Origin of the sequence: Halonotius pteroides (assembly GCF_003605635.1) — an archaeon.
In the GTDB taxonomy this organism is placed as follows: Archaea; Halobacteriota; Halobacteria; order Halobacteriales; family Haloferacaceae; genus Halonotius; species Halonotius pteroides.
The window spans coordinates 79745-91831 of record NZ_QMDW01000001.1; the positions used below are offsets into that span (position 1 = coordinate 79745).

A 12087-nucleotide genomic window follows, 5' to 3' on the forward strand; every position below is an offset into this window, starting at 1 on the left:
ATCGCCTGACAGTTCACACGCTTCGATAGGTACCCAACCGGGTTCCGTCAAGGAGATAACACTCGGCGTCCGGCATCGCCGCGGGAAGAAACGGCGCGAGAAAGCCCTGTTCCTCGACGTTGACCCATGTCCCACCCGATCGGTCGTTGAACGCCGGACAGACGACCAGTTCCGGCGGGTCGACAGCGTCGTCCGGTGGCGCGGCCGTGTCGGCGTCTCCCATCGCCGCGGGGTCGACACGGCCCCGGAGCCACGCCTGCTCGACGCGATAGCCGCCGACGCTGTCTTCGAGTTTGACCTGCGGGTGTTCGTGGCCAATACAGATCGTCGTCGCCGACAACAACGCCGGATCGGGCCATGTATGGCCATGTACCACACCCAGCGTTGCCGGTGGCTCACCGAGCACACCACCGCTGGTCGGCAGGAGTGTCACGCCCTCGCGGTCACCGAACAGCCCCTCGATCTCGCCGTCGTGGTTCCCCGGTGCGACCGTGATCGCAACGCCGCGGTCGACAACGACTGCCTCATAGAGCGCGTCGAGTTCCTCGCGTTCGACGCCGTCGGCCCCACCGATTCGATGGCCGAGGTCGCCCAACACGACCAGCCGGTCGGCGTCAGTGTCAGCTAACAACGCGAGGACTCGCTGGCGACGCTCGGCGGCGTTGTTCGGCAGTTCGACCCCACGTTCGTAGCGGAGGCCCGCCTCGATACCGGCGTGGTAGTCGGCGATGAGAAGGGCTCGCTTGTCGCCAAGCATAGCAGTTGCTGCGGGTTCGCCGGGCAACGGCTCGACGAGTCGCTGGGATGATCGCGCCATCAGATTGGTTTGAGCGTACCGTCGTCGGGTTCGTAACACCGACCGCCCATCAGCGCGTCGTCGATGGCGTCCTCAACGGCCCCGACAGCGACACCGTGTTCGTCGACGACCGCTGCCACAACAGCCTCGCGATCGGCCCCGTTGCCGTCATCAAGATCGCTCATCAGCTCGACGGCCGCGTCTTCGATGTCGACAGCCGTCTTGTTGTTGGCTGCCGATGTGTCCGATTCGGGGGGCTCGTCGGTCGATACCGCGGCATCGGTTCTCGCGTTGTCGCTGTCGTTGTCACCTTCGTCGTCGCTGTCGACGCGCTCGACAGTATCATCGAAAGAGCCGAGCGTGTCGGTGTCGTCAGTCGATGTCGTCGTCGGCTCGGTATCGGCTGTGGGCTCGTCGGCTGCTTCGGCCTCGGCCGCGAGTTCGTCGGCATCGGGCACGTCGATGTCGGCCTCGCCGGCCGGATCTACCTCGTTGCCGCTCGAAAAGTCCGCGCCGAACTCGGATTCCAACTCCTCGGCACGCTCCGCATCGAGTTCGTACATCTCCGGGTCGTCGCCCGCGTCAGCGGTATCATCGGGCCGATCCGACTCGCTGCTCGCTGGTGGCTCCGTGGCAGCGTCCGCAGTTGCCGATCGGGTGGTGTCAGATTCCGTTGCTGTGTCCGTCGTCGCAGTTGTCGACGGCTCGACTGGGGCCGACTCAGCCGTTGCGTCGGGCGTCGGCGAGTCGTCGCTTGTGGCGGGTGACGACCCGTCGCTCGCGGTGGTTGTATTTGAATCGTCAGCCGTCTCGGTCGCTGTTGATGACGGCGCTGACGCAGGTGTATCAGCATCTGCGGAGTCAGATTCAACATCCGCGGTCGCCGTTGTGTCAGGCGATTCGGTCGTCTGGCTTGTTGGTGATTCGGCTGACTCGGATGTCGCACTCGCTGTCGAATCGGACGACTCGGTCGTTGTGCTTGTCGTTTGGGCGGACGAGTCAGCCGGTTCGCTTGGCGGATCAGTCGCCGCTGTCGACGCCCCGGCTGTCGCCGGATTCGACCCCTCGGGTGTCGGTGCTGACTCGCTGGCCACACCAGCGAGAGCAATATCGACAGCCGGCAGCGAGCCGAGTGTTACGTCGCCGCCGCCACCGGGTGCGACATCGACCGGGCGCACCTCGTCGCGCTCGTCGGCTACGACTTCCAGGGCGTCGACCGCACATTGTCGGATCGCTTCGAGATAGGCGGTCGTCGTCCCGTAGTGATCGATGGCACGGGGAACCCCAGCCGCCAGCGACGCGTCAACGCCGGCGTCCGCCAACGCTGCCTCTAAGCCATCGCCAGTGTGCCCTGAATCAAGGGCTGCCGCAAAGACCGCAACCCGATCAAGCGTTGCCTCGGCGGCTGAGACCGTCCAGCGGTCACGGGTGTCGGCGGTCACCTCGCTGAGGCTCTCTGGGCGCACCGAGGTGAAGATCCGATCGGCATCGTCGGGTTCGAAGGTGCGAGCCTTGCCGGTGATCGACACAAACGACGGTGCGTCCGCACCATCGAGGAAGGCTTGGGCTTCGGGCTGGTACTGGCCGGCGTAGGTGACAAACGCGCCTGTCGGGTCGACGATGCGGCCCCGCAGCGTGTCAGTATTCAGTCGCTCGACCTCGGTCAGTACGCCGACGGTAAAAAGTCGATTAACCCGCAGGCCGGTCGGTGTGACGACGTAATTTGGGGCGCGCTCCTCGTCGCTTTCGGAATACGAGAGGGTGGCGTCATCGAACTCGGTTGCAAACAGCCGGTAGGCGACCTCTCGGGTGCCCGGCCCCGAGTCGCCGCCGGCGTCGTCGGTATCGCTGGTGTCGTCGGTGTTCGTGCTCATCCGTCCACCTCCGCGAGGACGGCTTGGGCACGCTCGACGGGGTCAGTGTCATCAGCCGCGAAATCCGCAACCGTGAGATTCGCGCCGTACTCATCGATCGAGAGGCTGCCACGGACGCGGTAGCTGTCACCGACCAGTTCCTCGCGGATCGTCTCGGCGACAACCCCCTTGTCCATCGCGTCACGGGCGGCCTCCTTGGCGTCAGCCATGTCGCCGCCGTAGATCTCCTCGGTCAGCTCCGAGCCGATGATCGCGGTCACAGTCGCGGTGCCGTCATCGAGGATCGCCTTGATCCGGAGGTCATCCTCGCCGTCGACGGTGCCGTGTACCCGACACTGGTCATTTTGGATCGCCCGGCCACACTCCGGACAGCGTTCGATCAGCCCGGATCCATCACGCACCTCCAAGACGTTAGCGACGACCTCGACATCGAAGAGCCCGCCGCTGTCGACGGCGTTGGCAAGCGAGAGCTGTGGTGCGTCGTCGGTGACAGCCACCGACTCCGCGAGTGGTGTCACCACCGAAAACTCAGAGACGTTGATCGACGGCGAGCCGCGGTACTCCCGAACATATACGTCCTCGATCCGGCAACTGGCATCGGCATCGATCTCGGGATGTGGATCCCAGTCAGTAAACGGGAGGCGTGCGGTCTCATCGGCAACAACGCCCGAGAGGATCTCGGTTTCGCCGTTGCGGCCGTCGATCGTTCTGGTTTCGACCTCTTGGATCTGTACCGCAATGTTGCGGCCGCGATCGCCCGGTGATAGCTCGATCAGGTTGCTGTCGCCGCCGATCTCGGCAGCTGTCTCGACCGGCTCCTCGGCCATCGCGACCGACGTTGACGAGCCGAGGTTGAGTTCGGGCTCACCCTCCCACTCACGAACACCGGCGTTGCCGACGACCAGCGAGTCGCCGGCCTCGAAGCCGAAATCCTGCCAGGCGGTGTAGGAGATGGTGCCGGTCTCGTCGCCGAACCGGCCCTCGCGGATCGTCTGCTCGTCGCCTTGATACTGGATTGTCCGGGTGCCGACGGTCACCACGCGGACGCTGACGGTGACGTTGTTTTGGCCGGGAGCGATCTCGTCGAGCGCGACCGACTCCGGCTGGGCGGCGTCGCCACCACCCTCGCCGCCGTGTTTCCGCCGGATGCTCTGTTTGGCCTCCTCCAGCGGGACGCTGTACCCCAGCAGCGATTCCAGATCCTCTTTGACCTCCTGTTTGTCAACGCCGAGAGCGGAGGCAAGCTCCTCGGCAGGTGTGTCTACGTCCATCACACCCAGCTTCGGCGGCCCGGGATAAAAACTATTGCCGCGCCGACAGCCGACCCGGGGAACTCCTAAGTGGCCTCCCTCACCACAGACGGATATGAGCGAAGCCGCAGCCGAACTGCCGACCGTGGAGTACACCACCCGCATCGAAGACGGCCAGACGATCATCGATGTGACCGGCGAGACAACGGTCGCCTTCATCGTCCAGTCGGCCGGCGGCGAACGGGTCTACTTCCCACCGGAGGATATGGACGAAAAGCCGGCTGGCGACCCCGACAGCCCATATCAACCAAGCGATAGCCCCTACGAAGCCGACAGTCCCTACCAGCCAGCCGACGCCGATAATCCGTATCAACCAAGCGAAGAACAGGAGGAAACAAGCACCCGTGGGGTGACCGAGACCAGAACCGGCTTCAAGATCACGCATCCCGAGCCGGCACGTGAGATCACCGTTGTCCGTCGCACCGAGGCCTAACGGTTCACTGCGGATTTTGAAGCAAGACAGAGCGACCAAACGCCACCACAAACCGGGGTGCTGAGGGTCGATTACTCCAAGGCGTCGCTGTAGACCGCAAGTAGGTCGTCGGCGACCTCGTCCCACGTTCGCGGCTCGTACTCCGGCGGCCCCTCCCGGGCCAGTGCTTCCCTGATACCCTCGACGATCGAATCGGAGTGTGTCGTCACCTCAACCAGACAGCCATCGGGCAGGGTTTCGCGGACACCGCTTGGGGTGGCGACAACCTGTGAGCCGGCCGCCAGCGCCTCGGTGATCGTCAGGCCGAACGGCTCGGCACGGGACGGCGAGATGAACACGTCGGCGGCTTCGTAGTAGTCGCCCAGTTCCTCCTCGGGGATGTAGCCCGCAAACTGGACGCGGTCGTCGATGCCGAGCAGCTCGGTGAACATCTTGAGATGTTCGGTCTGATGGCCGGAACCACCGAGGACGAGCGTTGCGTCGGTCGCACCCAGCTTTCGCATCGCATACAGCAGATGGGTGATCCCCTTCTGATCGGTGTGGCGACCGACGAAAAACAGCATCGGGCCGTCGATCCCGAGTTCGCTTTTGATGTTGACGCCGCTGGGGTCGACCGACGTAAACCCGTTGTGGACGATATGAGAGTCTGCACCATAGAGCTCCAAGACATCCTGACGGACGATATCGCTGACCGAGATCAACACATCTGATTGGTCGGCAACGCGCTGCTCAGTTTCGACCTCTCGCTCCGGTGGGTTGATGTTGCGATCCGGCGACAGCGAGTGAAACGACGACACCCACGTGGCATCGGTTTCGCGTTTGGCGCGCAGGCCCGGCCCGTAGCCGAACCAGTCGTTGGTGTGGGCGATATCGGCGGTGTCGGCGAGTTCGACGAACCTGTCGCCCATGCGGCCGACCCGGGAGATGATGTCGCCGTCGCCGGTATCGACGCTGTGGATGTTGTCGTAGTCGTCGGGGGCGTACTCCGCGGGGAGCAACAGCTTCTGCTCGATACCCTTCCGCTCGAAGGCATGGAACACTTCAGCGACGTAGGTGTCGAGACCGCCGGTCACGTTCGGTGGGAATCCCCAGCCCAGGGTGAGCACGCTCGGAGCCATATCAGTTCAGTCCACCCACCACCACTTAGGGGTTGGCCATAGAGCGAGCCGTTCGCAGGGGAGACGGGTCGGTGATCGCGGCCATCCGATGACCGATATCTTAACAGTCGGCAGCCCGAACTGCGACGTATGAGCCTCGAAACCGAGCAGCACTGTCCGGAGTGTGAGACCGGCCAGACGTTTTACCGCACGGCGAGTACGACACTACATCTCGGTGAGAAGACAAAGTGGGCCTGTGCGGACTGCGGCTATGCGTTTGCGAGCGTCGGCGACATCACAACGCTGTCAGCCTGATCGACACACGCCACCACCGTCGCCAGCAGCGACACGGCTAAGACACTTCCATGCGTAGAAAACAACATGGGCAGGGCCGGCGGGATACCGGGAGTGAGCGAAGGCTATGGGTGACGAAGAGTATCAGATAGCCGATGGGAAAGGGCGGTTCACGATCGCGGTCAAGGACGGCCGCAAACTCAACAACATTTCCTGGGAGAGCGGCCGGATTCTGTTGTCGAACAAGCGGCTCATTCTCGCCGGCAACGACGGCAAGCGCACGATCAAACTCTCGGATGTCACCGGGCTCTCGGGGCGGGAAGACGCAACCCAGTCGATCGCCGCGATGTCGAACTATCTGAGCGTCAAGGTCGGTGATGACGTACTTATCATCGCTCCCAACGACCACGAGACGTTCAAGACCGCCTTTTTTACTGCGATGCTCGGAGAAACGGCCATCACGGCCAAACATCCGGCTGTCGAGGGCGGGGTCGTCCAAAACAGTCCGTGGGAGAAAGCTCGCCTCGCTGTCGAACCCGAATCGCTGCTGGTCACCGTAGAGAGCGGCAGCCTCGTCGAGTTGGATCTCGATGAGATCAGTGAGATCGATACCGAACAGCGAACCGTCGACGGCAAGAAACGAACCGTCATCGAGGTCTCACACGTCGAGGGGGCGACAAACGTCGAAACGCATCTCACCGGCACAGCACGTACGTGCATCTTCGCCCAGGCGTTTCTCAAGGAGGGTGAGCGACGCAGCGAGACAAACGTTGATCTCGATCCCTCCGAAGAGGAGGTGTTGATGGCACTGTATTCGGGTGTGTCGCCGTTTAGCATCCCGGAGTTTATCGGCCAAGATGTCAAGACGGTCGAGGAAACCTTTGAGAAGCTGATCGAACTCGATATCGTCGATAAGGTGCGGGAACGACGGGAAGTGACACTCAACTCACGCGGGCGCAACATCGCCAGCGAGGCGATGGGCGAGCAGTAAGTGCGATCGAAGGGGTGCTGTCACGGGATGGCCGTCTCTGCATAGTTGACAGGTGTGTTTATACCGGCTCCAAGAGAAGGAGATTACATGCCAGAAGAGGTGCTCTTCAGTTCGGAACAACAGCACAGCCGCGAAGAGATCGCAACGTACTTCCACGATGTCGCCGACAAACTCGCAGCCGGCGAGGCGATCACGCTCAGTTCCGGTTCGGAATCGACCACGATGGATCCGCCGGCGCGGCCAACCTTCGAGGTCAAAGCCGAGCGAGAGGGGCCGGCTGCGGGCCCAGCCGAGTTGAGCATCGAGTTTGAGCTAGAGTGGGACGAAGCCGACAGCGGAAACGAGAGTTCCAACGGCGAGTTGCGGATCGAGTGAGTCGGCTGTCAGCACTACAATCCTGATTTGAGTCTGGAACGCACGCAAATAGTTTGGCTGTGAAACGACACACAATGGCCGATTTCATCGAGCGACTCCAGCAACGATCAAGTGAGCCGACCCAGCAGCCCCGCATTATGGAGATGGACGACGAGGATACCGATGAGGTGCTGTCAGCGTTGTCGCCGACCACGCGTCGTCGTCTCTATCGAGCCCTGTTTACCGAGCCACAGACTACCTCCGAACTCGCCGAAAGCGTCGACACCTCGATCCAAAACGTCCAGTATCACCTAAAGACGCTCCAAGACGCCGGCCTCGTTGATCCGGTTGAGACCGTCTACTCCGGGAAGGGCAACGAGATGACCGTTTTTGCGCCCGCCAGCGATCCGCTGGTTTTCGTCGGCGACGCGGATCGGCTGCCGGCGATCAACGAATCGCTCTCCCACGTTGTCGGCGGGTTGGCCGTGTTGGGTGTGGCGAGTCTCCTCGTCCAGTGGGTTGTTGCGCGTGAGTTTGCGGTGCGCCCGCAGGCCCGCGAGGCCTCAGCGATGACAGCCACCGAGGAGGCGGCGATGGAGGCGGCCGCCCAAACCGGTGCCGACCCGGGTCTCCAGTGGCTCATTATCGAGGTGCTTGAACCCGGGCTGGTGTTTTTTGTTGGCAGCCTAGTCGTGGCCGCACTCGTCGTATGGTTCCGTCGGTCGTGAGGGTGATGGCGTGTCGGTTGCGGACTGACTTCGCGCTGTGAAATCCGCCACGGCGGTTTATCAGGACTGTCTACACAGGAGCACCCGTGCAACGACGCTGCCCGCCACGACATGCCGATCGCGACAACCGGCGACTGCGACGAGCTGTTGGATCGACTGACTACGGTCGACCGTCCCAACTCACGGCCAGCAACCACTCACAGCAACACAGAGACGACACCCGACCACCGCAACACCCGATCGGAGGCTACCGATGACGACAACTGATCGCCTCCAGGCGGCCGGCGGCACCACAAAGCGATACCTCACGGCGCTCAACGGTGAGGGCTGGCTCAAACTCGGTGTCGTCGTGCTCCTGTTTTCGATCGGTGCAGGCATCGGACTGAACACTCTCGGGGTTCTCACCCCTGAACAGTCAGTAGAGGCAATCAACTGGCAGCAAGCCACCGGCGAAGCGGCTATCGCAGCTCTGGTTGTTGGTGTCGTCGGCTACGTGGCTGCCGTTGCCGACTTTGTCTTTGTCGCCTCGCTGCGCTCCGGGCGGCTCCCGGTGTGGTCATACGTCAAAGCAAATCTCCGACGAGCCGGCTGGCTGGTGGTGTTTCGTGCGGCCATCGTTCTCGGTGCCCTCGGGGTTGTTGCCGCGGTGATCGCCACAACGGTTGGGATCACACAGCCAACAGCCGAGGAACTGACCGGCGGTGAGAGCATCCTCGTCGGCGTGACCGCAGCCGTGGCGGCCGTCGGCTGGCTCGTCATCAGCACCGTGACCAACGCGTTTGTGGTACCGATTATGCAGTACGAACATCGCGGCCCACTCGACGCGTGGCGGCGGTTCACCCACGCGATCAGTGGCCACTGGACGGCCGTGGCTGTATTTCTGCTCGTTGCCGTCGTCATCAGCACGGTGGTCGGCGTCGCGCTGTTCGTGGTGAGCTTCTTTGTCATGCTCGTCGGTGGCTTGCTGTTGGCTGGTGGGGGCGTTCTTGTCGCCGAGAACGCTCCCGCACTTGAACCGGTTGTCGTGGTTGGGCTTATCGCCAGCTATCTTGGCTACCGGTACGTGGTATCGCTGATACGAGCTCCTGTTCGGAGCTATCTGCGGTACTACGCGTTGTTGCTGCTTGGTGACGTATCGCCGTCGTTGGCGATGATCACCGACGAGGTAACCGGCGAAGCTACCACAACCGAAGAAGACAGTGCAGACATAACCGGTGGAGGAGCAACGTCTGACGACACCGACAACAACAACGCTGGCGACGAGACGGTCGATAGCAACGGTGGTGACGAGCAAACAACCGACGGTGATCGTGTTGACGACGACCAAGCAGCCGCCGCTGACGATCGTACAGACGATTCTGCGTAACTCAGCTGGTTGCTATATGATATACTGACGCCAGCCAGCGCGGCTTACAGTTCCTCGACAGCTTGAATCCGGTCGGCGTGCTCGGACATCCGAACGAAATCGATCGTTACCCAGTAGTCGGTGCCGTCGTAGCGCGTCAGCCACTCAGCCTCCGACTCATAGGGAGTAAACAGCGCCGGCTCGCGTACGAACTGGTCGGCAACACCCTCGAAGACACCATCGTCAACGTCGTCAAAGCCACCTTTGTAGAAGGAGCCCTCCTCGATGACCATCTTAAAAAACTCATGTTCGGCATCGCTGAGCCCGGTGAGCGGAAACCGGTGGGCGGATCGAAGCTCCCGACCGAACGCCGCCAACGACGACGCCCGTTCGGTCGCGGTGTAGGCGAAAACAGGAAGCTGGACGGTGACCGGTTCGACCGTCACCGTCACCGGATAGCCGTTGACCTCGATGGTGTCGTACGCCGGCTCGGGCACCAACGCCGACGCCTCGCGTTCAGCCGGTGGATACCACGCCTGTCGCTCAAAGGGCTCCGGGAGGCCGGCGGTTTCGTTTGCTTCCTGAATATTGTCGATAACACGCGGGAGTGGGGTCAGCCGCTCCTGATCGACAGCCGGCAGTTCATCGAAGCTGACCTCGGGGGCATAGTCGCTATCAGCATCGTGGATAGTCAACGAGAGAAGATGCTCGGTGCGCTGCTGTTGTCTGCCGGTGGCATTCCAGTCGAGATCGTAGACTGTGCCGTTGTATCTGACAGGCCGGTCGGGCTGATACGGTGGGTTCCCGCGGTCGTTCCGGCTGGTGCGGTTCGTGCCGCCGGCAACGGTTTCAGCGACCAATGCAGCTGTCTCAGCATCGCGGCTGTCGGGTGCCGTCGTCGCCTCGGTTGCGATATCGGTGGCGGCCGAAACCGGTTCAACGTACATCACCGCATCGGGATCGGCACAGCCAGCCAACCCGGCGGTCAGTCCGGCCGCACAGCCGGCCAACAGCTCACGTCTGGATATAGAGGGCATAGCTGACGGAGGCGTCGCCACCGACATAGCTCTATGGTCGTGTTTCCGAACCTGAAACACGGTCGCTCAGTCCCCGTCATCAGATTCGTCGGCGAAGGCAGAGAGGGCAGCTTGGTCGTCAGTCCCGTCGGCGGTCGTGGTATCGGTGCTTGTGTCGGCGGTCGCAGCTTCGGTGGCGTCACCGCGATCGCTGACCCGAACTGGTGTTGGCTCGTCGCCGTCGGCGATCGTGGCCATCACCGACTCAGCGGTGGCGACGGCTTCGTCCCGGGTGACAGCCTCAGCAAAGATCGGATAGCGCGGCCCATAGCCAGCGAGTCCCTTCACCGTCCACGCCTCAACGGCGTCTGGGTCGGCTGCGGTGGGTGTAGGTTCGGTCGGCAACACGAGCAGTGAACGGCCATCCGGCTGGTACAACAGGCTGAGATGGGTCGGCTGAGCGGTGCTGACAAGCCAGCCGGAGGGGCAGGTCGGGGCCATCGACATGGATACATGCTCTCGGGCCGAGGGCTCAAAGACATCGGTTCAGGCCGATGCGGCCTTGAGGTGCTATGACTATCGCGCTCGATACCGCGGTCGAACAACCGGGTATTGGTGGACATATGAACGCGTTGTACGAGTTCGATATATCGTTTCCCGGGACTGTTGGGTGATATTTATATGCCCATGATAAATATAGACATTTGTATGCCAACAGACCAAACACGACGGCGGTTCATTGCAACGACTGGTATCGCAAGTGTCGCGGCCTTAGCTGGCTGTGCTGGCAATGGGGACGGCGGCGATGGCAGCGGTAACGAGACCGAAGACGGGGGAGATGGCGGCGACGGTGGCACCGCCAACCGGCTAAGCTGGCACGCTGGTGGCACCGGCGGGACGTATTTCCCGCTGTCCAACGAGATCAAGACAATCGTCGAAGCTAACACGGACTTCTCGCTGAACGTCCAGTCGACAGGTGCCAGCGTCGAGAACGTCGGTAGCCTCTCGGATGGCTCGGCTGACTTCGCGCTTATTCAAAACGATATCGCCTCCTTCGCAAAAAATGGCACCGGGATCGACGCCTTCGAGGACAACGCCATCGAATCCCTGCAGGGTGTCGCCACGCTGTATCCGGAGACGATCACGCTCGTCACGCTGGCTGGCAGCGACATCTCGACGATCGACGACCTCAGCGGCGCGACGATCAACACCGGCGACCTCGGCTCAGGAACACAGGTCAACGCCAACCAGATTCTTGAATCTGCTGGGATCAGCGACTACTCAGAGCAGAATGCCGGCTTCTCGCAGGCCTCCGAACAGCTTGCCAACGGCGATATCGACGCGGCGTTCGTCGTCGGCGGCTGGCCGGTCGGCGCGATCGAGGATCTCGCTAACACCAACGATGTCCAGATCGTCCCCATCGACGGCGAGATCCGCGAGACGGTCAAATCCGACGCCTCATGGTTCGCCGATGACACCATCCCCAGTGGCACCTACAGCGGTGTCGAGGAGGCTGTTGAAACCGTCGCCGTCCAGGCGATGATCGCCACCCACTCCGGCGTCGACGCCGAGACGGTCGAGACGGTCACCGCGGCCATCTTCGATAACCTCGATGAGCTGACGATCAAGACCGACTTCATCACGGTTGACAGCGCCCAAGACGGCATGTCGATCGAGCTCAACGACGGCGCGGCAGCGTACTTCGACGCCTAACCTCGCGGCAGCGTGATGCGGTGGTGCCGGACTGCCGCCTCACAGCAGGCATCGACCGAGCATCGATACTGACAGGTCGGCGGCCGGCTGCGATGCTCGAATCGAGACGAAGCCAACAGGGTAACAGCGGGTATAC

Annotated in this window: 14 protein-coding genes; 8 read left to right on the forward strand and 6 right to left on the reverse strand. The window is 62.4% G+C overall.

Translation table 11 applies throughout. The annotated features are described in order from the left end of the window. Nucleotides 1–13: 13 nt before the first annotated feature. From DP106_RS00395 to DP106_RS00405, 3 genes are read right to left on the reverse strand one after another with little or no spacing between them, the layout of a single operon-like run. Nucleotides 14–817 (reverse strand): metallophosphoesterase, encoded by an 804-nt coding sequence (locus tag DP106_RS00395; RefSeq protein ID WP_120082535.1) that lies wholly within the window; start codon nt 815–817, stop codon nt 14–16. Beyond that, nucleotides 817–2670 carry a hypothetical protein gene (locus DP106_RS00400; protein ID WP_120082536.1) on the reverse strand — a complete coding sequence of 618 codons (1854 nt, stop codon included), beginning with the start codon at nt 2668–2670 and terminating at the stop codon, nt 817–819. The genes DP106_RS00395 and DP106_RS00400 overlap by 1 nt, the downstream gene beginning before the upstream one ends. Then, nucleotides 2667–3941, reverse strand: coding sequence for a Single-stranded DNA binding protein (locus DP106_RS00405; RefSeq protein WP_120082537.1), 1275 nt, complete (start codon nt 3939–3941; stop codon nt 2667–2669). Before DP106_RS00405 ends, DP106_RS00400 begins: the two co-directional genes overlap by 4 nt. A 94-nt stretch (nt 3942–4035) precedes the next feature. Between DP106_RS00405 and DP106_RS00410 the strand changes: the two genes are divergently transcribed. Next, entirely contained in the window at nt 4036–4413 is a 378-nt protein-coding gene (locus DP106_RS00410) for a DUF7510 family protein (RefSeq protein WP_120082538.1), read from the forward strand. Between the two features lie 71 nt (nt 4414–4484). Here DP106_RS00410 and DP106_RS00415 read toward each other — a convergent pair whose 3' ends face one another. Continuing rightward, nucleotides 4485–5531: a glycosyltransferase family 4 protein gene (locus tag DP106_RS00415; RefSeq protein WP_120082540.1), complete on the reverse strand. Its 1047-nt coding sequence runs from the start codon at nt 5529–5531 to the stop codon at nt 4485–4487. Nucleotides 5532–5660: 129 nt separating this feature from the next. Here DP106_RS00415 and DP106_RS15670 point away from each other — a divergent pair, with 129 nt between their 5' ends. The 6 genes from DP106_RS15670 to DP106_RS00435 all read left to right on the forward strand — a co-directional run bounded on the left by DP106_RS15670 (nt 5661) and on the right by DP106_RS00435 (nt 9243). Beyond that, the gene (locus DP106_RS15670; protein WP_165857780.1) at nt 5661–5825 is read left to right on the forward strand and encodes a DUF7838 family putative zinc beta-ribbon protein; all 165 of its coding nucleotides are present in this window, start codon (nt 5661–5663) and stop codon (nt 5823–5825) included. Nucleotides 5826–5931: 106 nt separating this feature from the next. After that, nucleotides 5932–6795 carry a CheF family chemotaxis protein gene (locus DP106_RS00420; RefSeq protein ID WP_120082541.1) on the forward strand — a complete coding sequence of 288 codons (864 nt, stop codon included), beginning with the start codon at nt 5932–5934 and terminating at the stop codon, nt 6793–6795. An 87-nt stretch (nt 6796–6882) separates the two neighbouring features. After that, entirely contained in the window at nt 6883–7170 is a 288-nt protein-coding gene (locus tag DP106_RS00425; RefSeq protein ID WP_120082542.1) for an amphi-Trp domain-containing protein, read from the forward strand. Nucleotides 7171–7244: 74 nt separating this feature from the next. Then, the gene (locus tag DP106_RS00430; protein ID WP_120082543.1) at nt 7245–7877 is read left to right on the forward strand and encodes an ArsR/SmtB family transcription factor; all 633 of its coding nucleotides are present in this window, start codon (nt 7245–7247) and stop codon (nt 7875–7877) included. Nucleotides 7878–7988: 111 nt separating this feature from the next. Further along, a complete protein-coding gene (locus DP106_RS15675; RefSeq protein WP_165857781.1) occupies nt 7989–8144 on the forward strand; it encodes a hypothetical protein in 156 nt (51 codons plus the stop codon). Next, the gene (locus tag DP106_RS00435) at nt 8131–9243 is read left to right on the forward strand and encodes a DUF7544 domain-containing protein (protein WP_120082545.1); all 1113 of its coding nucleotides are present in this window, start codon (nt 8131–8133) and stop codon (nt 9241–9243) included. The genes DP106_RS15675 and DP106_RS00435 overlap by 14 nt, the downstream gene beginning before the upstream one ends. Nucleotides 9244–9287: 44 nt before the next feature. Here the strand turns inward: DP106_RS00435 and DP106_RS00440 are convergent, their stop codons facing one another. Then, nucleotides 9288–10259, reverse strand: a complete 972-nt coding sequence (locus DP106_RS00440) for a hypothetical protein (RefSeq protein ID WP_120082546.1) — start codon at nt 10257–10259, stop codon at nt 9288–9290. 66 nt (nt 10260–10325) lie between these two features. Continuing rightward, a complete protein-coding gene (locus tag DP106_RS00445) occupies nt 10326–10745 on the reverse strand; it encodes a hypothetical protein (RefSeq protein ID WP_120082547.1) in 420 nt (139 codons plus the stop codon). Nucleotides 10746–10946: 201 nt separating this feature from the next. Between DP106_RS00445 and DP106_RS00450 the strand changes: the two genes are divergently transcribed. Beyond that, nucleotides 10947–11951, forward strand: coding sequence for a TAXI family TRAP transporter solute-binding subunit (locus DP106_RS00450; protein ID WP_120082549.1), 1005 nt, complete (start codon nt 10947–10949; stop codon nt 11949–11951). The last annotated feature ends 136 nt before the right edge of the window (nt 11952–12087 follow it).